Below are 21,040 nucleotides of genomic sequence, written 5' to 3' on the forward strand. Positions count from 1 at the left end.
CGACGACGCGGGGCGACGCGGGCCCGGTCAGGCACCGTCAGGGGGTGCCGGCCGCCGCCGGGGCCTTGCTCGTGCCGCCGCCGGACGAACCGCCCGAGGATCCGCCCGAGGAGCCGGCGCTGCCGGACGACGAGCTGCTCGACGAGGAGGTCGAGCCGGTCGAGGAGGACGACGACTCGGACGAGGTCGACTTGCTCGGGCTCGACGCGGTGTCGGTGCTCGCCGAGCCGTTGGAGCGGGAGTCGGTGCGGTAGAAGCCGGAACCCTTGAAGACGATGCCGACGGAGTTGAAGAGCTTCCGCAGCCGCCCCTCGCACGCGGGGCAGTCGGTCAGCGGCTCGTCGGAGAAGGACTGCACCGCCTCGAGCTGGTGACCGCACGCGGTGCAGGCGTACTGGTACGTGGGCACGTTCTCCTCCGGGTCTGACACGGCCGGTTGGCACTCGACGTATTCGAGTGCCAATGGTGCGTCATCGGGGGCCGGTTCGTCCAGCGGAAGTGTGTGGCGCGACACCCGAGGAGGTCGCGAGCGGGTGCAGGCCACCGCTCGGCGTGAGTGCCGCGCGTACCGCGCGGTCGTGCGGCTCGGCCGGGACCTCGTCGAGCAGTTCGCCGTCGTACAGGGGCGTCACCGTGAGGGCGGTCGTGGGCACCCGGGCCAGCGCCCGGTCGTACGAGCCGCCACCTCGGCCCAGGCGTACGCCCCGACGGTCGACGGCGAGGGCGGGCACCACGACCAACCCGGCCGAGGCGATCGCGTCGACACCCAGCCGAGGGGTGTCCGGCTCACGGATGCCCCGTCCGGCGGCGACCATCGCGTCGGCACCCGCCCAGCGGGCCCAGTCCAGGTCCAGGTCGTCGCGGAGCACCGGCAGCAACAGGTCGGCGCCGGGCGGCAGCGCGTCGGCGAGCACCGCCGGCAGGTCCGGGCCGCCCGGCTCGCCGCCCACCGGCGCGTACGCGGCCACCCGGGTCGGCCGCAGCCGGCGTACCAGGCTCACCAGTGCGACCTGGACGGCCCCGGCTGCGGCCTCGCGTTCGGCGGCGGTGTACGCCCGACGGCGGGCCAGCAGCGTCACCCGTGCCGCCCGCTTCGCGTCATGCGTCACTTCCGCTCCTTCCGCAAATTCCGGCACGCAACACCCCTCACGCAACGCGTGTCGCGCCGTTGCTCTGTGTCAGCATCGCAGGCGACGGTCGCGCGACTTCCGGGGGGAAGGGGAGGCGTTGACGCTACGGGGGCGGTTGACCGCGGCGTTCCTGGCCGTGGCGTTCGGCCCGGTCCTGCTCGGTGCCGTCTTCGTCGCCTCCACCGTGGCGACGATGGACCGCAGCCGCGCCACCGAGCGACTCGCGGTGGCCGCGACCGCCGTGCGTACCTCGATCGACGCGCTCTGCCAGCAGCTCCGTGCCGCGGCGGACGCGGTCGCGCTCACCGCCGACCGGTCGGGTGCCGCCAGTCAGGTGGTCAGCCGGGGCCTTGCCTCGGCGGTGCTGGTCACCGACGTGGCCGGCCGGGTCAGCTTCGCCACCCCGGACGCCCCGCCCGCCCCCTGGCGGGACTGCGGCCCACCGGCGCCACCCACGGTCGGTCTCGGCCCGGCCACCGCCGGACCGGTCGGTGCCCTCGCCGTCCGGGTGGAACTGCGCGACCCGGGCGGCGCGGCGCTCGGCACGGTCTCCGCCGCCCAGCCGGTCGACCCCCGGTTCGTGGCGCGGCTCGCCGCGGTGACCGGCGTCGCGGTGACCCTGCTCGACGGCGGCGGCGCGTCGCACGTCGCGCACACCACGGAGTCGGCCACCGGCCGGGACGAGGTCCTCGCCGCAGCCCCGTCGCTGCGCGGCGAGCGGGTGACCGGCACGCCGGACGGCCGGTACCTGCGCCGCGCCGGTCCGATGCCCGGCCAACCGCTGCACCTGGTCCTCTCGGTGCCCAGTGACCAGCCGCCCGGCCTGCACGCCGTGCTGGTCGGCGTGGTGCTGCTGGCCGCCCTGGTGGGGGTCGCCGCCGCCTGGCGGCTGGCCCGGGTGACCACCCGTCCGCTGGTGGAACTCGCCGGTGCGGTGGACCGGGTGGCGGCCGGCGACCTGACCGCGCGGGTACCAATACGCAGCGACGACGAGATCGGCCGGCTGGCCGCCGCGTTCAACCGGATGGCCCAGGAGACCGGTGGCTACCTGGCGGCGCTGGCCGCCAGCCGCGACCAGCTACGCGGGCACCTCGCGGTGCTGGGGGACACCCTGGCCAGTACGCACGACCTGCAACGGATCCTGCGGGTGATCCTGCGCAGCGCGCTCGCCGCGACCGGCGCCCGGGCGGGTGCGGTGCTGCTCACCGAGCCGGGCGGCGTGTTGGTCGCCCAGTGCTCCGAGGGGCTCGACGGGCGCTGGCCCGGCACCGGGTCGGTGCCGGTGGGCAGCGGACTGCTGGGCGAGGTCGCGGCGACCGGCCGTCCCTGTCGGGGACGGGTGGAACCGGCCGAGGGCGTCGGCGAACCGCCCTGCCGGACGTACGTCGCGGTGCCGTTCACCGCGCCCGAGGCGGGCGTACGCGCCGACCCCGGCCCGCCGGAGACCGTGCTCGGCGTGCTCGCTCTCTACGACCGGCCGGGCGGGGCCGAGTTCGACGACGACGACCTGGCCACGCTGCGCACCTTCGCCGGGCACGCGGCGGTGGCGGTGGAGAACGTCCGCGTCCACGAGGAGGCGCAACGACTCTCGCTCACCGACCCGCTGACCGGGCTGTGGAACTACCGCTACCTGCGCGAGTCGGTACGTCGGGAGGTGGAACGGGCCAGCCGGTTCGGCCGGACGGTCAGCGTCCTCGTGCTGGATCTGGACCGGTTCAAGCGGATCAACGACACGTACGGACATCCGGCCGGGGACGCCGTGCTGGCCGAGTTCGCCCGACGCGTGCGGGGCGAGATCCGCGAGGTGGACCTCGCCTTCCGGCAGGGCGGGGAGGAGTTCGTGGTGCTGCTGCCGGAGACCGACGCCCGGGGTGCGACGATCGTCGCCGAGCGGCTCGCCGCGGCCGTCCGGGACAGTCCGGTCCACGTGGCACGGAACTCCGGGGCACCGGACAGCGTGCCGATGACGGTATCGATCGGGATCGCCGTCTTCCCGGACCACGCCGACACCGGGCCGCAGGTGCTCCAAGCGGCGGACGAGGCGCTGTACGCCGCCAAGACGGGGGGCCGGGACACCTGGCGGCTGGCTCCCGCCCGGGAGGCGTCCGCCACCCGGGAGCTACCGGTGCTGGTGGCGACCCGTACCCCGCAGGACGGGCTGCCCAGGGCCGGGCCCGAGGGCGATCCGGGCGAACCGACCACCGATGACGAACCGGCCGGGGCCGGCTCCGCCACGACCGGCAGAACTGCTCCGGCGGGCGGCGCGTCTTCCGGTCCTCGGCCGCCGCGTCACGGCCTCGGCCGATAGTCTCGCGACATGTCGGAGCACTCAGCGAACCCCTCAGCGACCGCCGCCACCGGTCGTCCCCGTGCCGTCAAGGCCGTCATCCCGGCCGCCGGCCTGGCCACCCGGTTCCTGCCGGCGACCAAGGCGGTACCCAAGGAGCTGCTGCCGGTCGTCGACCGACCCGTGTTGCAGTACATCGTCGAGGAGGCCGCCCAGGCCGGTATCGGCGACGTGCTCCTGATCACCGGGCGCGGCAAGACATCGATGGTCGACCACTTCGACCGTCGCCCCGACCTTGAGGAACGGCTCGCCGAGAAGCCCGAGTTGCTGGCCGCCGTCAAGCGCACCGAGGAACTGGCCGCCATCTACACCTGCCGCCAGCCCGAGCAGCTCGGCCTCGGCCACGCCGTCGGGTACGCCGAGTCCCACGTCGGCGACCAGCCCTTCGCGGTGATGCTCGGTGACGAGTTCGTCAACCTCTCCGAGCCGCTGCTGCCGGCCATGTTGGAGCTACAGGCGCGTACCGGTGGCGTGGTGCTCGCCTTCTTCGAGGTCGACCCGGCCGAGACCACGCGCTACGGCATCGCCTCGGTCGAGCCGGCCGAGTCCGAGCTGACCGACATCGGCGAGGTCGTCCGGGTCACCGGCATGGTGGAGAAGCCCAAGCCGGAGGAGGCGCCGAGCAACCTGGCCGTGCTCGGCCGGTACGTCCTGCCTGGCAAGATCTTCGACGCGATCCGGCGTACCAGGCCCGGCAGCGGCGGCGAGATCCAGCTCACCGACGCGATGGAGCTGCTGCGGACCGAGGGCACCCCGGTGCACGCGATCGTCTATCGGGGCATCCGCTACGACACCGGCATGCCGCTGGGGTACCTGCAGACCGTCGTCCAGATCGCCAGCGAGCGCGAGGACCTGGGCAGCGAGTTCCGCAAGTGGCTGGCCGAGTTCGTCAACTCCGACCAGTCGGGCGGTCCGAATACATGACCGCGACGGCCGACGCCGAGGCGGCCGAAAACGGGTTGACGCCGCTCGCCGACTACCTGGGCAGCGTGCTGCGCAGGTTACGCGCGCTGCCTCCGCTCGACCTCGACCTCACCCAGGCGCACGGCAACGTCCTCGCCGAGGACGTCGTCGCACCGCACTCGTTCCCGGCCTTCGACCAGGCGGCCGTGGACGGGTACGCCGCGCGCTGGGAGGACATCGCCGGTGGGGCCCGGGGCGTGGGATACGTCCCGGCCCAGTCCGGCCGTCCGGGTGGCCGCACGGTACGCCTCAACGTGGTCGGTGACCTCGGCGCGGCGAGCTGGCGGCCGGTCCGCCTCACCCCCGGCTCGTGTTTCTCGGTGGCCGCCGGAGCACCACTGCCGGTCGCCGCCGACGTGGTCGTCCCGGTCGAGTGGACCGACCAGGGCATGGCGGCGGTGGAGATCTTCCGCGCACCGAAGCGGGGCTACGGCGTACGCCGGGCCGGTGAGGAGGTGGCCGCCGGCACCCTGCTCGCCCGCGCCGGCACGTACGTCTCACCGGCGCTGGTCGCGGTCTTCGCCGCCACCGGCATCGGACACGTGGTGGTCCGCCCCAGCCCCCGGGTCGTGATCGTGGCCACCGGCGACGAACTGGTGGACGTGGGCCGGGGCAGCCAGCCCGGCCAGGTGGTCGACGCCAACTCGCACGCGTTGACCGCGGCGGCGGCCGAGGCGGGCGCCCTGGCGTACCGGGTGGGCATCTGCGACGACGACCCGGAGGGGCTGCGCGGCCTGCTGGAGGACCAGACCCTACGGGCCGACCTGATCATCACCACCGGCGGCACCGGCACCGGCCCCGGCGACATGGTCCGTCGCATCCTGTCCCGACGGGAGGGCAGCCGCGCCGGACCGGTCACCTTCACCGACGTGGCGCTCTATCCGGGCACCGCCCTCGGGTTCGGCACCGTCGGCGCCGAGGAGGTGCCGGTGGTGTGCCTACCCGGCGACCCGGGCGCCGCGATGATCGGTTTCGAGGTGCTGGCCCGCCCCGCGATCAACCTGCTGGCGGGCGCCGAACCGGTCTTCCGCCCCAGCGTGCGGGCACACCTGCTGGAGACGGTCTCCTCACCGGTGGGTCTGCGCGAGTTCCGGCCCGCGCACGTCGCCGAGCGGCGGGGTGGGGGTTACACTGTCCAACCGCTCAACGGCGGTCCGTTCACCCTCTCCGGCCTGGCGGAGGCGAACGGACTTCTCGTTCTCGGCGAGCGGGTCACCGCCGCCGCTGCCGGCTCCACCGTGGACGTGCTGCTGCTCGACCGTCGACGGTGAATCCGGGTGACGCTCGGGAGTGGAGGAGTGGTGCGGTTCCGACGCGCGCCCGGCTGGCCGGTGGTGCTCTCCGACGGTCCGGTGCTGCTGCGACCGTACCGGCGCTCCGACGCGGCGGCCTGGTCCGAGGTGCGCCGCGCCAACCGGGAGTGGCTGGCCCCGTGGGAGTCCACGCCGGCCGGTGACTGGGCCGAGCTGAACTCGCCGGCCACCTTCCGCTGGGTGTACCGCGACCAGCGGCGCTCGGCGCGTACCGGCGAGGGCATGCCGTTCGCGGTCTGCCTGTACGCCGACGGCGTGGAACGCCTGGTCGGACACATCAACATCGGCAGCATCGTGCGTCGGGCGTTCTGCTCCGGCTACGTCGGCTACTGGGTGGACCGGCGGGCCGCCGGCCAGGGCGTGATCCCCACCGCCATGGCGCTCGCCGTCGACCACGCCTTCGGCCCCGGCGGGCTGCACCGGGTGGAGGTCAACATCCGGCCGGAGAACGGGCCGTCCCGCCGCGTGGTGGAGAAACTGGGCTTCCGCGAGGAGGCGTACCACGCGCGCTACATGCACATCGACGGTGCGTGGCGGGACCACATCGGGTACGCGATGACGAGCGAGGAGATCGCCGCCGAGGGCGGGTTGCTGGCCCGTTGGCACCGGCTGCGCGCCCGTACGCCGTGAGCCGTCCCACGTGCGGAATCGGCGCGGCGCGGTTGTTCCGGCCAGCCTGACCCGTAACCTCAGGTAACTGCAAGCTGCGGCAGGCGCTGCCCGCTCCGCATGATTCACGTCGCCGATGCCGATCGGTGAAAGATCCTGCGGCCGGTCGGCGGTTGCTCCGAATCTTGGTGACGGGAGGGGTGAGGGTGCCGACCTCGGTGCTCCTCGCCGTCCTCGCCGCCGCCGGTCTGCTCGCTCTCGCTCCGGCGCTGGTTCGCCGGTACGACGCCGCCGAGCGGTTGGTGGCGGAGCGGGCGCAGTCGACGGCGCGGGTGCTCCAGCGCCGCCGACGACGCCGCACTGTCCCCGGCCGCAGACCGGTCAACCCGGCCCGTGCCCTCGTCGTCACCCTGAGCGAGGATCCCAGCTCGGGCCAGCTCGCCGCCCCCGTCTCCGGACCACCCGCACCCCACGCCGGCGACTCCCCGGACGACCGGTCCCCGCGCGGCGCGGTCCCGACCGCGCGCTCCGCTGACCCGGCATCGGCCGGCTCCGCCGAGGGCGCGCCCGCCTCGCGTCGGTCCGGCCGGCCGAGTCGGCTGCGGTCCGTCACGCCCGCCGGTGGCCGTCCGCGCCGCCGCCCCGACCGCCGACGACAGCACACCCCGGCCGTCTACCGACGCCGCCGTGTCCTCGCCGCCCTGGTGCTGCTCAACGCCGTCGAACTGGTCGGCGTCCTGGTGGTCGGCCCCGGCTTCTGGATCAGCTTCACGGTCACCGGCACCCTGCTCGTCGTGTACGTCGTGCACCTGCGCGCCCGCGCACTCGCCGATCGCCGCCGACGGCGTGCCCGGGCCCGCGAGGCCGCCTGGCTGGCCGCCCGGCAGGCCGAGGTGCGCCGCGAACAGGCACGCCGCGCGGCGGCCCGCCGGGAGGCGCAGCGTCGCCTGGCCGCCCAGCGGGAGTCCGTCCGGCGTTCCGCCATGGGCCTGGACCGCCCCGCCGACCTGCCACAGGCCGCCAGCGGCGGCTCGGTCTCCTACCGCCGCGCCGGTGGCCTGCGTGGCCGTCCGTACGAGGCCGGTCGGGGCTCCCACAGCGCCTGACCCGCCGTGCGTCGGGCGGGGCGGGGCGGTTCGCGGCGAAGGCGGCCGACCTGTTAGCCTTGTCGCCGGCCCGCCCGGTGAAAGCCGGATGGGACCAACGCCGGTGAACCGGCGGAGGGGCTGTGGCGCAGACTGGTAGCGCACCTCGTTCGCATCGAGGGGGTCAGGGGTTCAAATCCCCTCAGCTCCACCACGAAGCAGCAGATCAAGGGCGGGTTCTCGGATGATCGAGAACCCGCCCTTGATCATTTGTCCGGCTGGCGTCCGTCGGACGGAGCCCCAGGCCGTGGCACATGGCGGACGAAATCAAGCCGAACGGGTGGGATCGGCGCCAACGGTCCGTGCGGCACGTTGTGGTGACCGGACTCGGGCCGCAGCCACTGCGGACTCAGCCGCCATCCGAAGGGGCCGGACGGTCGAGGCGGAAATCCGGGGCGGTCGGGGTCAGCAGCGCCGTCCGCGCGGGCACCTCCCACGCCCGGCCCAGTTCGGCGGCGAGTGTGCCCAGCAGGCGCGGTACGTCCGTGGCGGCCGAGTCGTGCATCGCCTCGACGACCACCAGCACGGTGGAGGTCTCCTCGCGCACCGCCGACCAGCCGCTCTGTCTGTTGGTCCAGCGTCGGGCGTGGGCCCGTCCGTGCGGGTCGGCGAAGATCACCTCACCGGGGTCGGGCCGTTCCTCGGCACCGCCCAAGGTCAGGTAACGCTCGTCGCCCCGGGCGTGCCGTGCCTCGATGCCACCGCCGATGCGATCCACGTCGAGGATTCCGACCGGGATCGCGTACGCGGCCGAGACGGCGTTGCCGAGGTCGACGAGCGGGTGCACCCGGGGCAGGTCACCGGTGGTACGCAGCCGCCGCAGCAGGGACTCCGACGCGCAGCGGTACCTGGTCGGAGCCAGCCCCATCCGGGCGAATGCCCGACGCCACGCCTGGATCTCCGCAAGACCCGCTTCGCTGCCGGCGGCGAGCCGCTGTCGGGCCTGCGCCAGCAGGTCGGCCAGCGGCAGTTCGGTTCGCGGCTCACCGGCGACGCCCTCGGCGTACAGCACACCGGCGACCAGTGGCGGATGCTCGGCCCGGACCTCGGGAGAGTGCTGGAAGTACACGCCTCGACTCCTCACGCCTCGGCGCGGGCCAGCAGCAGGCCCAGCGCCAGGAACGACCCGGCGAAGCACCGGCGCAACCAGTCGGCCACCCGGGGGCGGTCGAGCACGCGTCGGCGTACGGCGGCGGCGCCCAGGCCATAGCCGACGAAGACCACCAGCGTGGTGGCGGTGAACACCGCGCCGAGCCCGAGCATCCGGCCGAGGGCGCCCGGCGTCTCCGGGTGGACGAACTGCGGCAGGAACGCCACAAAGAAGATCGTCAACTTCGGATTGAGCAGGTTCATCAGCACCGCCGAGACGATGACCTTGCCCGCCGGACGGGTGGGGGAGGTGTCGTCCACGGTGATCGCACCCCGGTCCCGCAGCGTGGCGAAGGCCAGCCAGAGCAGGTAGCCCACGCCCAGGTACTTGACCAGGTCGAAGGCGAGCGCGCTGGAGTGCAGCAGCGCGGCGAGCCCGGTCACGGCCGCCACCAGGTGCGGCACCGTGCCCAGGGTGCCGCCCAGCGCGGCGACCAGGGCGGCCCGGCGCCCGCCGGTCAGCCCGGCGGAGAGCGTGAACAGCACCCCGGCGCCCGGGGTGACGACCACGACGAGCGTGGTCAACAGGAACGCGATGCTCACGAGGTTGCTCCCTGGTCCGGTGATGGCACACCGGCAACCCTGCCGCCAGAATGGTCCGATGGACAGTGCCAAAACAGCCCCGCCCGACCGGTCCATAACCGAAAGGGCGGTCACGCCTCCGGTAGTGGCAGGGCCCCCGGTCAACGCCGGGTCGGACTTCCTGCACCTCGACATCGGGCAGGCTCCGGCGGGTGGGCGGGCGGCCTGGCTTGCCCACCGGCTACGCCGGGCGATCGGCGACGGGGTGGTACCGGTCGGCGCCAGGCTGCCCGCCACCCGGATACTCGCCGCCGACCTCGGGGTGTCGCGGGGGGTGGTGGTCGAGGCGTACCAGCGCCTGGTGGAGGAGGGGCACCTCGCCGGCCGGGGCCGTGCCGGGACCGTGGTGGTCGCCACCCCCGTCGCGGCGCCGCCGGACGCCGGGACGGGGCGCGGCGCGCGGACCTCGGGGACACCCGGTGTCCGATCGTCGGACGACACCGTCCTGTTCCCGCAGGTACCCGGCCCGGACGCCTTCGACGCGGTACGCACCGCCCCGGCGCGGATCGACCTGACACCCGGCGTACCCGATCTGGCGGCGTTTCCCCGCGCGGCCTGGCTGCGGGCCGAGAAGGTGGTGCTGGGGCGGCTGGCCGCACCGGACCTCGGCTACGGCGACCCGTGCGGGACGCCGACGCTGCGCCGCGCCGTCGCCGGGTGGCTGGCCCTCAACCGGGGGATCAGCGTCGACCCGGCCGAGGTGATCGTCACCACCGGGGTGTCGCAGGCGCTCGGCCTGCTCGCCCAGGTGCTGCCGGACGACGGCATCACCACGGTCGGCGTGGAGGACCCCGGCTCCCTCGGCGTCCGGCAACACCTCGACAACTGGCGGCTCGACACGGTGCCGATCCCGGTCGACGCCGCCGGACTGCGGGTGGACGAACTGGCCGCCAGCAGGGCACCCGCGGTGATGCTCACCCCCGCGCACCAGTTCCCGACCGGTGTAGTGCTCGACGGCGAGCGGCGCCGCCGGCTCGCCGACTGGGCCCGCAGCGGCGGTCTGGTCATCGAGGACGACTACGACGCCGAGCACCGCTACGACCGCCCGCCGGTGCCCGCGCTCCGGGCCACCCTGCCGGAGCGGGTCTGCTACGCCGGCAGCGTGTCGAAGCTGCTCGCCCCGGCGCTGCGGATCGGCTGGCTGCTGGTGCCCCGCCGGTACCGGAACCCCGTGGTGGCCGCCAAACGCAACGCCGACCTGGGCAACGCGATTCTGCCGCAACTGGTCCTCGCCGAGCTGATCACCTCCGGGGCGCTGGAACGGCAACTGCGGCTGCTGCGCCGTCGGCACGTACGCCGCCGGGACGCGATGATCGCCGCCCTGGCACGTCACCTGCCCAGGGCGACCGTGCACGGGGCAGCGGCCGGGCTGCACCTGACCGTCACCCTGGACGGCACCGTGATGGACACCGAGTTGGCGGCGGCGACTCTCGCCCGTGGGGTGAAGGTGCAGCCGCTGTCCTGGCACTGCCGCCGGCCGTACCCACCCGGCCTGGTCCTCGGCTACGCGGCCAACTCCGCCTCGGCCATCGAGGAGGGCATCGCCACCGTGGCCGCCGCGCTGCGCTGAGTCATCACGAACGGGGCTCGGGGAAGCGCTCGCCGCTCGACGGCGCCACCCATCTCGACGGGTGGCAAGGCAACGGCGGCCGGACCTGGGAGATCGAGTGGCAGGGCGACCCCTTCCCGGCCGAGGCCGCCGCGCGGCTGCTGAGAGCACCGGAGCCCGGTGGCGACGACAACCAGGGCGAGCACGCGGTACGCGGCCTGACCAGCAGGGCCGTACCGGTGAACTCGGCGCTCGCCCGCCGGGTCGGCGCGAGGCTCACCCGGTGGCCGCAGTGGCCGTGGGGATGTCCAGCAGTGCGCCGAGCTGGCGGAAGGCTTCGGGGCGGACCCGGTACCAGACCCAGGTGCCCCGCCGCTCGGAGTCCACCAGGCCCGCGTCCCGCAGCACCCGGAGGTGGTGGGAGATGGTGGGTCCGGACAGGTCGAACGCCGGGGTCAGGTCACAGACGCAGATCTCCGGTACCGAGGCGATCATCGACATCAGCTGGAGCCGGACCGGGTCGCCCAGGGCCTTGAACATCGGAGCGACCACCGCCGCCTGGTCGTCGTCCATCGGACGGGCCGCGATCGGGGCGCAGCAGGCCACGGCGTTCAGGTCGACCACCGGCACGGCTTGTTTCGACATGCGTCTAGGTTGACAGATTTCAAAACAAGGGGCAATGTGGGGGTCTGATTCGAAAGTCATCTAGACAGGGCGGATCGGAGACGGCGGTCCTGTCGAGAGGAGAACCCATGTCCCGCGTTCAACTCGCCCTGCGCGTGTCCGACCTCGACGAGTCCGTCTCCTTCTACTCGAAGCTGCTCGGCGTCGGACCGGCCAAGCGTCGCCCCGGCTACGCCAACTTCGCCGTCCAGGACCCGCCGTTGAAGCTCGTGCTCCTGGAGGGCGAATCCGGCCGGCCGACCGCGCTGGACCACCTGGGCGTCGAGGTCTCCACCACCGAAGAGGTCAACGCCGCCACCCGGCGCCTCACCGAATCCGGCCTGATCACCCTGGAGGAGAACAGCACCGAATGCTGCTACGCCCTCCAGGACAAGGTCTGGGTGCGTGGCCCCGGTGACGAACCCTGGGAGGTCTACACCGTCAAGGCCGACTCCGACCACCTGGAGAAGGCCACCGCGAGGACCTGCGGCACCCCCGCCACCGGCAAGGAGCCGGCCACCGCCGCAGCCACCGGCACCTGCTGCTGACGGCACCCGGCCGCAGCCGCAGACGTCCCGCCCGTAACGCCTTGACCCTCGCGGGAGGTGCGAGCCGGGCGGACGTCGCGGGCCGGCGATCATGCTTCGACGTCAGTCGAACAGCCCGTCGAGTGCCTTCTGTTCGAGGTCGCGCCAGCGCTTGGCGTCCTTGAGCGCTTTGGCGATCTCCTTGTCGTCGAGGTGGTGGGCGCCCTCCTCGCGGATGCACGCGACGCTGAACGGCCTGCCGACCGACGGCGAGGTCTGCTCCAGCGCCTCCAGCACCCGGACCACGCCGACCACGCCGTACTCGACGGTGCGCGTGGTCATTCGGAAGTGGGACAGCAGCGCGCCCGCCTGCTGGGCCATGGGCGCGCCGGAGCCGATGGCGTGGAAGCCGACGTCCTCGTAGCGGCCGATGAGCCCGTTGGGGTTGATCTCCACGATCCACGGCCCGCCCTGGCTGTAGCCGACCGCGAGCAGGTACGCCGACACCCCGCCGCCGCCGTCCTCGCCGGGCACGTCCGGGATGTAGTTCGCGTAGTGCTTCTTGAAGACGGGTAGGACGCGCTCCTGCAACTCGCCGCCGATGTCGGGTGCTTCGAGGATGGCGGTGGCCGACTCCTCAAGGAGGGGGCGCAGGTCGTTGAGTACGCCCCGCGCGCCGCTGCCGCCCCAGGCGGCGCAGGAACCCAGCGGGTGCAGCTTCTGGGCGGGGAAGCTCAGACCGCGGTCGCTCTCGGTGATCTGGGAGTCCGCGCCGATCACCACCCCGTCGCTGCAAACGATGGCGAGTACGACGGTCATGGGGTCCTCCTGGGCGGGCTGCGGGGTTGGGCGCGAGGTACCCGGCATCCCGTCCGCCTACACCCCGACAGGTGTCGGCCCGCTCGCCGGCGCAGACGAGAGCCCCATCCTGCCCGTGCAGCAGGTCAGGACGGTTTCCGTAGTTCGGCTGCGCCGAAGGACACCGAGAACCGCTTGCACCAGATCGAGACGCTGCGGAAGCCGTCGAGATCCGCGTCTGCGGGGATGTCGTAGACCTGGTCGCCCCGGTTCCCCTTGAGCCGGTCGAGTTCGAGCCATCGCCCGTCGTCGAATACGTGCCAGCCGGCCCGGCCGGGGAGCACCGGCTGGTCGGTGAGCCAGACTCGCAGGTCGGGGCCGTTGGAGGTGGCGAGGTCCTGTAGCGCCAACTGGTGACTGCCGTCCGCGAGCCGGATCAGTCGGGCGGTGCCGGTGGTCTCGTGCTCGTGCGTGACGAACTCTCCGCTGGCCAGCAACGCGTTCCTCGGACCCGGCGCGACGGACGGTTCGGCGGAGGGTGACGTGTCGGCCGAGGGGTCCACCGCTGCCGGCGTCGATCCCTCAGCCACCGGTGCGTCGGTGATCGGCAGTATCTCGGCGACCACCTGATCGGTGAACAGCTTCCACGGCTGGAACCAGTAGAGGCCGAATGTCACACCTCCGCCCAGAAGGGCGACCAGGAGCCAGGTGAGGGGTCTGCGCGTCATCGCCGGAGCCTATGTCGGCGGACGCCGCCCCGGTCCATTTCGGATTCTTACGTCACGTTGCGTGTGACAGGCCGTAGACGCAGCGTCCAGGTGTGGGTGCGGGGCGCGTGTCGGCTTGGGGTGAGCGGTGACCCGGATGATCGCGATCCTGAGTGAACTGTCAGGATTGCGCTATGACGGTCAGAACTGCCGGCAGGGTCGCCCTCGTCACGGGGGGAAGTCGGGGCATCGGCGCCGCCGTCGCACGCCGGCTCGCCGAGGACGGGATCGACGTGGCGTTCACCTACCGCAGCGCGGAGGACAACGCGAAGTCCGTGCTGGCCGACATCGAGGCGTACGGGCGTACCGGCGTGTCGATCAGTGCGGACAGTGCCGATCCGGCGGCGGTCGTCGGCGCGGTGGAGCGGACGGTGGCCGAACTTGGGCGGCTGGACATCCTGATCAACAACGCGGGGGTGTTCGCGGGCGGGTCGATCGAGTCGGTCAGCTTCGAGGTGCTGGACCGGGCGGTCGCGGTGAACGTACGCGGGGTGTACCTGGCCACCCAGGCGGCGGTGCGGCACATGGGCGAGGGCGCGCGGATCGTCAACATCGGCAGCAGCTTCGCCAGCCGCGTCCCCGCTCCCGGAGTCAGCGCGTACGCGATGACCAAGAGCGCGGTGAACGGGCTGACCCGGGCGCTGGCCCGCGAACTCGGCCCGCGCGGCATCACCGTCAACCTGATCCTTCCCGGCTCGACCGACACCGACATGAACCCGGCGGACAGCGCCGGTGCCGACGCGCAGCGGACGCAGATCGCCCTCGGGCGGTACGCGTCGCCGGCCGACGTGGCCGCGACCGTCAGTCACCTGGTGGGTGACGGTGGCCGGCACATCACCGGCGCGTCCATCGCGATCGACGGCGGTGCGACCGCCTGACCGGTGGCGTGGCGACTGCGCGGTGACCTAGACTCCAAACCCCGTTCGATCGAAGATTGTCGTTCTGCTCGGCGGTCTCGACGGACGTGTCCCGGCTACCGGCTGGAGCAGTTGTGGACGAAGGTCATCTGGTCGATCGGCGACGCCTGCTGGGCCTGATCACCGCCACCCTCGCCGTCGGCGTGATCCCGGAGGCGTGGCTCGCCGAGGCGGCGTACGGGGCGACGCCCCGCTGGAACCGGCCCTTCGACAAGTGGGTCCCGATCACCTCACCGTTCGGGGTACGCGTCGACCCGATCACCGGCGAGCGGCGACAGCACAACGGCACCGACTACAGCTACGGCGGCATCCTCGGCTATCCGGTCCGGTCGATCGCGGCCGGCACCGTCACCGGCGTCACCTACAGTGCCGCCGGACTCGGCCACCACGCCACGGTCAGCCATGCCGACGGGTGGCGCAGCGTCTACGGGCACCTGCGGGACGTACCCGTGGTGCGGGCCGGCACGCAGGTCGCCGCCGGGCAGCACCTCGGCGACGTCGGCTCGACGGGCCGCTCCACCGGGCCGCACCTGCACCTGGAGATCTTCCATCCGAACGGGCACCGCGTGGACCCGGAGTCGATCCTCACCGGCGCTCCCTACGCCGGGGCGCCCGGCCAGCCACCCGCGATTCTCACCAAGGACGGACTCATGTACCTCATCTGGAGCACCGGCGGCACCGGCTACCTGGTCACCCCCAACCGCGTCATCGGGTTGCGGTCGATGGCCCACTACAACCTCTTCAAGCGGATCATCAACTCGAACCAGGCCGCCGACCAGCCCGAGATCTTCAACCAACTGGAGATCGACCAGATCAACGCGTACCTGAACGGGCACGTCCCGGCCTGACCGGCGTCAGGTCGCCCCGCGCCGGTCGCGGGCGTCGCCCTCGCGTCCGTCGAGGACGGCGAGCAGGGCCGAGGCGACGAGCGCCACCGGCCGGTCGTCGTCGCGGGACAACCGGCGCAGCGTGTCCGCCGCCAGGGTGCCCGGCATCTCGGCGAGGGCCTGGGCCAGTCGCATCCGCGCCGCCGGGTCCGCCTCCGGGTCGGCGAGTTCGTCGGCCAGCGCCGTCATGATCCGTTCCGCCCACGCCGGATCCTCGGCGAGCGTGCCCAGCAGCTCGGCCGCCTCGACGTCGTTGGGGCCGTCGACCACGAGGCCGACCAGCGTCGGTACCGCCCGGGTGTCGCCCCGGGCACCGAGCGCGAGCGCCGCCGGTCCGCGTACGGTCGGCTCGGAGTCCGCGAGCGCGCCGACGAGGGCGGCGCCCGCCTCGTCGCCGGGCATCTCGGCGAGCGCCCGGACCGCGCGCCGCCGGACCTCGGCGTCACCCGAGGCCAGACCGGACGCCACCCGGGCCACACCGCCCCCGGCCGCCCGCGCGAGCGCCCACCGCAGCGCACCGGCGACGTGCGGATCCGACTCGTTGAGCACCGCCTCCGCCAGCAGCTCGGCGGGGGCCGACTCGTGCTCGGTCAGGACGGCCTGCTGACGCCGGGCGGCACTACCCGAACCGAGACCGTGCAGCAGTTCGATGAGGCGTGCCACCTCCGGCCAGTCGGCGGGCCCGGCGGCGTCGACGGTGCGGAGCCGGTCGAGCAACTCGCGCTCCCGGTGCAGCCGCTCCTCGGTCCGCCGGATCAGGTCGCCGACCAGCGCCGCCGGGGTGAAGCCGGGATCGTCGAGGGTACGACCGATCTCGCGCAGCGACAGCCCCAGCGAGCGCAGCCCCTCCACGTGGAAGATCCGCCGGATGTTCTCCGGGGTGTACTCCCGGAAACCGCCCACCGTACGACCGGTCGGACGGACCAGCCCGAGCGTGTCGTAGTGCCGGAGCATCCGGGCACTGACCCCCGAGCGGCGGGCCACCTCACCGATCAGCACCCGGCGCGTCCTCCCGGTCCGGGCCGAGTGCCGCGACCCGTTTCGCCTCGTGCACGGCGAGGTCGAATCCGGCGTCCGGATCGTGCAGCAGGCGTTCCGTGGCGCGGGCGTGCACCCGTACCGCCGGGTCCCGGTGTGTCGCCGCCGCCGCCAGGACCGGCTCGACCACGTCGGCCAGCGCGACGAGGGCCTGACTCAGGCTGAGCTGGACCTCCCGGTCGCCCCGGCCGAGCTGTGTGGCCAGCTCCGTGGCCAGCGCCGACCGCTCGGTATCGGGTACCAGGACGACCGCCGCCCGCCAGGCGGTCCGCGCCACCGTGTCGTCGGCGTCGCGCAGTAGTGCGGTCGTGATCGCCGGCCAGACGCTGCGGTCCCCGACCTTGGACAGGGTGTGCAGTGCCTGACTGCGCGACTGGGCGTGGGCGGAGTCGAGTTCCGCCAGCAGCCTCGGCACGGTGACCTCCGCCGGCAACCGGGTCAGTGCCCAGGTGAGCATGTCGCGCACGAAGAAGTCCGGCTCGACCCCGCAACGGGCCACGAGCGTGTCCACCAGGTCGGGGTCCGGGTGTGTGCCGACGGCCAGCGCCGCGTTGAGTCGTTTCGACGAGTCGTCGGCGGCCAACGCGGCGACCACTCGCGCGTCGGGCGTGGGCTTGCCTGTCGAGTCGATGGGAACCACCTCCGACCACCAGTGAAGACCTTGACACTGTGACAGGGTCAAGTTTCACGTGTTCCCTAGACTGCGGTGGTGCGATACGACCAGCTCGAAACAGCGATCCGTCGGCTCGTGGACACGGCAGGGGAGGACGAACTCCGGGTGTTCGGCGCCGAGACGGTGGCCCGCCTCGTACGCGACGAGGGGCTGGTCGACGTCGCCGCCGACGGGGAACTGGACGAGGACGCCGCGGCGGCGTTCGCGCTCGCCCGGGAGACCGTCGGGACGGCCGACGCCGCCACGTCACGTGCGCTGATCACCCGGATCGAGGAGGGCGCCCTCACCGACGGCGACATGGACCCGGACCTGCTCATCGCCCTCGTCGCGCTCGAACACTGGACGACGTACCTGGAGACCGGGCAGCGCGACGAGCTCTACGAGCTGGCGCTCCGCTCCGTCGAGGAGGTCGACCACCAGGTCTCCGCCGACCTCGACGACTTCCTGGCCACCCCCGAGATGGCCGCCGAGTACGAGCGGATCGCGCGCCTGTTGCGGGGCGGACCCCCGGACTGAGGAACGGTCGCCGTATGGTGGGTCGATGGCGACCGTGAAGCAGGTCCAGGTGACCTTCGACTGCGCAGAACCCGAGCGCGTCGCCCGTTTCTGGTGCGAGGTGTTGGGATACGTGGTGCCGCCGCCACCGGAGGGCTTCGCCGACTGGGCGGAGTTCGATCGCGCGTTGCCGCCCGAGCGGCAGGGCTCGGCGTTCGCCTGCGTCGACCCGACCGGCGCGGGCCCGAGGCTGTTCTTCCAACGCGTACCCGAGGGCAAGGTGGTCAAGAACCGGCTGCACCTCGACGTACGGGCCGGCACCGGGCTGGTCGGCGCGGAGCGCGTGGCCGTGCTCGAAGCCGAGGGCGCGCGGCTGGTCGCGCTCGGCGGGGTCCGCGTACGGCTGCTGGAAGCCGACGGCTTCAACGAGTCCTGCCTGGTGATGCAGGACGTCGAGGGCAACGAGTTCTGTCTCGACTGAGGAGCCGCCCACACCGGGCACACCCTGGAGATCATTACCCGGCACAGCGCCAGCCCACCCCGACCCGCGCCAACCGCCGGATCCGAATGGCCGGCACGGAGCCCTCGTACGACCGCCTGAACGTCCTGATGACCGCCTGACCCGCCGACATGATGGACGCTTACCGGCCGCCAAGCGACACGCGCATCCGAGGAGCGTACGTCGTGCGGTCGGTGATGCTCGCCGTGCCAAGGTCAGGAGCGAGTGGGCCGGCGGGACGTTGACCCGAGGCAGGGACTTGTCGCGAGTCGCGCGTTACCAGGAGGTCCGAAGTCAGCCGCTTCGACGGTTGCCGTACTGGCGAGGACTCTGCACCGTGCCGGAGCGGCCGTGGGCGCGGCTCGCGGCGCTCCCGGTGTGTTTGGCGGTGGCCTTGCCCTTGGACCGGCGTGCCGCCCGGTTCTCGAAGGGCTGCGGCTGCCCCTCGGTTTCCGCTTCGGCGTCAGCGGTGGGGTCGGCGTCGCTGGTGGCGTCGGCCATCGGTGTCTCCTCGTGCTGTTCAGGACTGGGCTGTTCGCTGCGGGTTTGCAAGCGTGGCCGCCGCGATACGCAGACGGTAGCGGGCAGGCCGACCCGAGTCGGGACCGGGTAAACCATCCAGCCACGCCAGAGCCCTCACCAGGGTGATCCAACCACGACATTGTCCGAGCGCCCGGATATCTGCCGCGAGTAGGCAAGACCGGACCCCCTAGGGTCGTCCGCCGGGACTCCGGCTGTGCGCTCGGCGCGAGAAGCCGGTTCTCCCACGTTGACCTCAAGGGAGGTTCAACTCCTAGCGTGGTCGACATGAGTGACGTCGATCAGTCGAACCCTGAGGTCGAGATCGAAGCGATCAAGCAGGTGATCGCCACGGTCGAGCACGCCCAGAACACCGAGTCTCCGGACGAGTTTCTGGGCCTGTTCCGCGCCGATGCGATCTACACCACGGCCGCGGGCACCCGCCTCTTCGGCCTCGATACGATCTCGGCGTTCACCCGCCAGGTGCTGCCCGGTGGGATGCAGGGCCTGACCGTGACCTTCGAGCTGGAGCACGTGCTGTTCGTCCGGCCCGATGTCGCTGCCGTCAAGGTACGTCAGGTCTATCGGTCGCCGGAGGGCCCCGATGTCGGGTCTCCTCTGTGGATCATGTCGAAGGAAGGCGGGCGGTGGCTCCTGGCGGCATGCCAGAACACCGCAGCGCCCGACGACGAGGTGCCCTCGACATCGCACCACCGCCCCGTCTCCGACCCCCGCTGACACCCACCCCCCACCCCCCACCCCCCCCCGCCCCCCACCCACCCCACCCCGCCGCTGTGTTGATCAAGAGATTTGGTCGCTCCGGGACGCCGTAGTGGGCGCAAACTTCTTGATCACCGCGCGGTGTGGGGTGGGGTGGGTGGTTGTTGACGCTATCCATGCGGTGCGGGTGTTCCTGTCGTGGCGGAAGGGCGGGGCTATGGTGCGACGTGGTGTTCGTCGGGTGGTGGCGACGGCGGCGGTCGTGGTGTTGGCGGCAGGCGCCGCGGTGGTGGGGGCGGTGCCGGCGCAGGCCGCTGCGGTCACCTTCACCAACCCACTGGCCGAGCAGCGTGCCGACCCGCACGTCTACCGGCACACCGACGGGTACTACTACCTCACCGCCACGGTCCCCGAGTACGACCGGATCGTGCTGCGCCGCGCTACCACGCTCCAGGGGCTGGCCACCGCCACCGAGCGGGTGATCTGGCGCAGGCACGCCAGCGGCGAGATGGGCGCGCACATCTGGGCTCCCGAGATCCACTTCATCGACGGCAGGTGGTACGTCTACTTCGCCGCCGGACGGACCGACGACATCTGGGCCATCCGGCCGTACGTGCTGGAGAGCAGTGCGGCCAACCCGCTGGACGGGCCGTGGGTGGAACGTGGCCAACTCCAACCGGCCCGCAGTGGCTTCTCGCTCGACGCCACCACCTTCGTCCACAACGGAGTGCGCTATCTGGTCTGGGCCGAGTACGCTGGCAGCAACTCGAACATCTATCTGGCCCGCGCGGTCAACCCGTGGACGTACGCGGGCACCCCGGCCCTGATCGCCACTCCCACGCACGCCTGGGAGACCCGGGGGTACCGGGTGAACGAGGGGCCGGCGGTGCTGATCCGCAACGGGCGGGTGTTCATGACGTACTCGGCCAGCGCCACCGACGCCAACTACGCGGTCGGGCTGCTCACCGCCTCGGCCACCAGTGACCTGCTCAACCCGGCCTCGTGGAGCAAGCGGTCCACGCCGGTGCTGGCCAGCGACGCCCGGACGGGCCAGTGGGGTCCGGGGCACAACTCGTTCACCGTCGCCGAGGACGGCAGCGACGTGATCGTCTACCACTCCCGCAACTACGAGCGGTACCTCGGCAACGGCTACGACCCGCTGACCGACCCGAACCGGCGTACCCGAATCCAGCGGGTCTACTGGAACGCCGACGGTACGCCGAACTTCGGCGTACCGGTGCCGGACGGCCTCAGCCCGGTGCGGCTGCGCGCGCACGACCTGCCGGACCGCTACATCCGGCACTGGGAGTTCCGGGCGCGGCTGGAGCCGAACGTGACCGCCCTGGCCGACTCGCAGTTCCGGATCGTCCCCGGCCTCGCCAACTCCTCGGCCGTCTCGTTGGAGTCGACCAACTATCCCGGCTACTACCTGCGGCACCGCAACCACCAGCTCTGGGTGGAGCGTGACGACGGCTCCGCACTGTTCCGGCAGGACGCCACCTTCACCCGGCGGGCCGGGCTCGCCGACGCGGCCAAGGTGTCGCTGGAGTCGGTGAACTTCCCCGGTCAGTACGTCCGGCACCGCGAGGGGCTGCTCCACCTGGAAGCCGTGTCGGACGCCCCCGGGCGCGCGTCGGCCACCTTCGCCCTGGACTAGGCACTGTCAGGGCCGAACCTCGACGGCCGCTGAACGGCGACCATGGCCCACGTGACGACGCTGCTCTATATTGATCGTCTCCGTTGTGGACGC

The 21,040-nt window shown here is 72.6% G+C and carries 23 protein-coding genes, 1 tRNA gene and 1 pseudogene; 15 read left to right on the plus strand and 10 right to left on the minus strand.

What is annotated here, in order from left to right; all coding sequences use genetic code 11:
- The first annotated feature begins 44 nt into the window (after positions 1–44).
- Positions 45–254, plus strand: coding sequence for a hypothetical protein (locus ACQVFL_RS03615; RefSeq protein WP_396692756.1), 210 nt, complete (start codon positions 45–47; stop codon positions 252–254).
- Positions 255–316: 62 nt separating this feature from the next.
- On the opposite strand, the pseudogene ACQVFL_RS03620 reads toward ACQVFL_RS03615, so the two are convergent.
- Positions 317–544: pseudogene (locus ACQVFL_RS03620) on the minus strand (FmdB family zinc ribbon protein); the annotation flags it as partial.
- The gene (locus ACQVFL_RS03625) at positions 471–1,109 is read right to left on the minus strand and encodes a 5-formyltetrahydrofolate cyclo-ligase (RefSeq protein WP_396692355.1); all 639 of its coding nucleotides are present in this window, start codon (positions 1,107–1,109) and stop codon (positions 471–473) included. The pseudogene ACQVFL_RS03620 and the gene ACQVFL_RS03625, both read right to left, overlap by 74 nt.
- Before the next feature lie 118 nt (positions 1,110–1,227).
- On the opposite strand from ACQVFL_RS03625, the gene ACQVFL_RS03630 reads away from it, so the two are divergent.
- From ACQVFL_RS03630 to ACQVFL_RS03655, 6 genes are all read left to right on the plus strand, one after another.
- Positions 1,228–3,438 (plus strand): diguanylate cyclase, encoded by a 2,211-nt coding sequence (locus ACQVFL_RS03630; RefSeq protein ID WP_431728680.1) that lies wholly within the window; start codon positions 1,228–1,230, stop codon positions 3,436–3,438.
- Between the two features lie 9 nt (positions 3,439–3,447).
- Complete coding sequence (locus tag ACQVFL_RS03635) at positions 3,448–4,401, plus strand: UTP--glucose-1-phosphate uridylyltransferase (protein ID WP_431728681.1); 954 nt, start codon at positions 3,448–3,450, stop codon at positions 4,399–4,401.
- Complete coding sequence (locus ACQVFL_RS03640; protein ID WP_396692361.1) at positions 4,398–5,711, plus strand: molybdopterin-binding protein; 1,314 nt, start codon at positions 4,398–4,400, stop codon at positions 5,709–5,711. Before ACQVFL_RS03635 ends, ACQVFL_RS03640 begins: the two co-directional genes overlap by 4 nt.
- A gap of 30 nt (positions 5,712–5,741) precedes the next feature.
- Complete coding sequence (locus ACQVFL_RS03645) at positions 5,742–6,383, plus strand: GNAT family N-acetyltransferase (RefSeq protein ID WP_396692363.1); 642 nt, start codon at positions 5,742–5,744, stop codon at positions 6,381–6,383.
- 185 nt (positions 6,384–6,568) lie between these two features.
- Positions 6,569–7,468, plus strand: coding sequence for a divisome protein SepX/GlpR (sepX, locus tag ACQVFL_RS03650; RefSeq protein ID WP_431728682.1), 900 nt, complete (start codon positions 6,569–6,571; stop codon positions 7,466–7,468).
- 116 nt (positions 7,469–7,584) lie between these two features.
- Positions 7,585–7,661, plus strand: a tRNA-Ala gene (locus tag ACQVFL_RS03655).
- A 195-nt stretch (positions 7,662–7,856) separates the two neighbouring features.
- On the opposite strand, the gene ACQVFL_RS03660 is transcribed toward ACQVFL_RS03655, so the two are convergent.
- Positions 7,857–8,576, minus strand: a complete 720-nt coding sequence (locus ACQVFL_RS03660) for a B3/B4 domain-containing protein (RefSeq protein WP_431728683.1) — start codon at positions 8,574–8,576, stop codon at positions 7,857–7,859.
- Between the two features lie 11 nt (positions 8,577–8,587).
- Positions 8,588–9,199, minus strand: coding sequence for a LysE family translocator (locus ACQVFL_RS03665; protein ID WP_396692367.1), 612 nt, complete (start codon positions 9,197–9,199; stop codon positions 8,588–8,590).
- Between the two features lie 58 nt (positions 9,200–9,257).
- Here ACQVFL_RS03665 and ACQVFL_RS03670 point away from each other — a divergent pair, with 58 nt between their 5' ends.
- A complete protein-coding gene (locus tag ACQVFL_RS03670) occupies positions 9,258–10,808 on the plus strand; it encodes a PLP-dependent aminotransferase family protein (RefSeq protein WP_431728684.1) in 1,551 nt (516 codons plus the stop codon).
- Positions 10,809–11,063: 255 nt separating this feature from the next.
- Here ACQVFL_RS03670 and ACQVFL_RS03675 read toward each other — a convergent pair whose 3' ends face one another.
- On the minus strand, positions 11,064–11,432 hold the full coding sequence (locus ACQVFL_RS03675) for an ArsR/SmtB family transcription factor (protein ID WP_431728685.1): 369 nt from the start codon (positions 11,430–11,432) through the stop codon (positions 11,064–11,066).
- A 107-nt stretch (positions 11,433–11,539) separates the two neighbouring features.
- On the opposite strand from ACQVFL_RS03675, the gene ACQVFL_RS03680 reads away from it, so the two are divergent.
- Positions 11,540–11,998, plus strand: a complete 459-nt coding sequence (locus ACQVFL_RS03680; protein ID WP_431728686.1) for an ArsI/CadI family heavy metal resistance metalloenzyme — start codon at positions 11,540–11,542, stop codon at positions 11,996–11,998.
- 102 nt (positions 11,999–12,100) lie between these two features.
- Here ACQVFL_RS03680 and ACQVFL_RS03685 read toward each other — a convergent pair whose 3' ends face one another.
- Complete coding sequence (locus ACQVFL_RS03685; protein ID WP_396692375.1) at positions 12,101–12,796, minus strand: proteasome protein; 696 nt, start codon at positions 12,794–12,796, stop codon at positions 12,101–12,103.
- Positions 12,797–12,921: 125 nt separating this feature from the next.
- Positions 12,922–13,503, minus strand: a complete 582-nt coding sequence (locus ACQVFL_RS03690) for a DM13 domain-containing protein (protein WP_396692377.1) — start codon at positions 13,501–13,503, stop codon at positions 12,922–12,924.
- 173 nt (positions 13,504–13,676) lie between these two features.
- Here ACQVFL_RS03690 and ACQVFL_RS03695 point away from each other — a divergent pair, with 173 nt between their 5' ends.
- A complete protein-coding gene (locus ACQVFL_RS03695; RefSeq protein WP_396692379.1) occupies positions 13,677–14,420 on the plus strand; it encodes an SDR family NAD(P)-dependent oxidoreductase in 744 nt (247 codons plus the stop codon).
- A gap of 113 nt (positions 14,421–14,533) precedes the next feature.
- On the plus strand, positions 14,534–15,307 hold the full coding sequence (locus ACQVFL_RS03700) for a M23 family metallopeptidase (protein WP_396692381.1): 774 nt from the start codon (positions 14,534–14,536) through the stop codon (positions 15,305–15,307).
- 6 nt (positions 15,308–15,313) lie between these two features.
- Here ACQVFL_RS03700 and ACQVFL_RS03705 read toward each other — a convergent pair whose 3' ends face one another.
- Together ACQVFL_RS03705 and ACQVFL_RS03710 are read right to left on the minus strand one after the other, a co-directional pair.
- The gene (locus ACQVFL_RS03705; protein ID WP_431728687.1) at positions 15,314–16,345 is read right to left on the minus strand and encodes a HEAT repeat domain-containing protein; all 1,032 of its coding nucleotides are present in this window, start codon (positions 16,343–16,345) and stop codon (positions 15,314–15,316) included.
- Positions 16,332–17,024: a HEAT repeat domain-containing protein gene (locus ACQVFL_RS03710; RefSeq protein WP_396692385.1), complete on the minus strand. Its 693-nt coding sequence runs from the start codon at positions 17,022–17,024 to the stop codon at positions 16,332–16,334. Before ACQVFL_RS03710 ends, ACQVFL_RS03705 begins: the two co-directional genes overlap by 14 nt.
- Positions 17,025–17,093: 69 nt before the next feature.
- On the opposite strand from ACQVFL_RS03710, the gene ACQVFL_RS03715 reads away from it, so the two are divergent.
- On the plus strand, positions 17,094–17,573 hold the full coding sequence (locus ACQVFL_RS03715) for a hypothetical protein (RefSeq protein WP_396692387.1): 480 nt from the start codon (positions 17,094–17,096) through the stop codon (positions 17,571–17,573).
- Between the two features lie 25 nt (positions 17,574–17,598).
- Positions 17,599–18,033 (plus strand): VOC family protein, encoded by a 435-nt coding sequence (locus ACQVFL_RS03720; RefSeq protein WP_396692389.1) that lies wholly within the window; start codon positions 17,599–17,601, stop codon positions 18,031–18,033.
- A 312-nt stretch (positions 18,034–18,345) separates the two neighbouring features.
- On the opposite strand, the gene ACQVFL_RS03725 is transcribed toward ACQVFL_RS03720, so the two are convergent.
- Positions 18,346–18,552 carry a hypothetical protein gene (locus tag ACQVFL_RS03725; RefSeq protein WP_396692391.1) on the minus strand — a complete coding sequence of 69 codons (207 nt, stop codon included), beginning with the start codon at positions 18,550–18,552 and terminating at the stop codon, positions 18,346–18,348.
- Positions 18,553–18,858: 306 nt separating this feature from the next.
- Between ACQVFL_RS03725 and ACQVFL_RS03730 the strand changes: the two genes are divergently transcribed.
- Complete coding sequence (locus ACQVFL_RS03730) at positions 18,859–19,308, plus strand: SgcJ/EcaC family oxidoreductase (RefSeq protein ID WP_431728688.1); 450 nt, start codon at positions 18,859–18,861, stop codon at positions 19,306–19,308.
- Between the two features lie 199 nt (positions 19,309–19,507).
- Positions 19,508–20,947 carry a family 43 glycosylhydrolase gene (locus ACQVFL_RS03735; RefSeq protein ID WP_431728689.1) on the plus strand — a complete coding sequence of 480 codons (1,440 nt, stop codon included), beginning with the start codon at positions 19,508–19,510 and terminating at the stop codon, positions 20,945–20,947.
- The last annotated feature ends 93 nt before the right edge of the window (positions 20,948–21,040 follow it).

The organism is Verrucosispora sp. TAA-831 (assembly GCF_050780145.1).
Classification (GTDB): Bacteria; Actinomycetota; Actinomycetes; order Mycobacteriales; family Micromonosporaceae; genus Micromonospora.

Coding starts and splice junctions, on each gene's coding strand:
- ACQVFL_RS03635 (WP_431728681.1), top strand. CDS start 3,448: ATGTCGGAGCACTCAGCGAACCCCTCAGCGACCGCCGCCACCGGTCGT.
- ACQVFL_RS03640 (WP_396692361.1), top strand. CDS start 4,398: ATGACCGCGACGGCCGACGCCGAGGCGGCCGAAAACGGGTTGACGCCG.
- ACQVFL_RS03670 (WP_431728684.1), top strand. CDS start 9,258: ATGGACAGTGCCAAAACAGCCCCGCCCGACCGGTCCATAACCGAAAGG.
- ACQVFL_RS03675 (WP_431728685.1), bottom strand. CDS start 11,432: ATGTCGAAACAAGCCGTGCCGGTGGTCGACCTGAACGCCGTGGCCTGC.
- ACQVFL_RS03680 (WP_431728686.1), top strand. CDS start 11,540: ATGTCCCGCGTTCAACTCGCCCTGCGCGTGTCCGACCTCGACGAGTCC.
- ACQVFL_RS03685 (WP_396692375.1), bottom strand. CDS start 12,796: ATGACCGTCGTACTCGCCATCGTTTGCAGCGACGGGGTGGTGATCGGC.
- ACQVFL_RS03690 (WP_396692377.1), bottom strand. CDS start 13,503: ATGACGCGCAGACCCCTCACCTGGCTCCTGGTCGCCCTTCTGGGCGGA.
- ACQVFL_RS03695 (WP_396692379.1), top strand. CDS start 13,677: ATGACGGTCAGAACTGCCGGCAGGGTCGCCCTCGTCACGGGGGGAAGT.
- ACQVFL_RS03720 (WP_396692389.1), top strand. CDS start 17,599: ATGGCGACCGTGAAGCAGGTCCAGGTGACCTTCGACTGCGCAGAACCC.
- ACQVFL_RS03725 (WP_396692391.1), bottom strand. CDS start 18,552: ATGGCCGACGCCACCAGCGACGCCGACCCCACCGCTGACGCCGAAGCG.
- ACQVFL_RS03730 (WP_431728688.1), top strand. CDS start 18,859: ATGAGTGACGTCGATCAGTCGAACCCTGAGGTCGAGATCGAAGCGATC.
- ACQVFL_RS03735 (WP_431728689.1), top strand. CDS start 19,508: ATGGTGCGACGTGGTGTTCGTCGGGTGGTGGCGACGGCGGCGGTCGTG.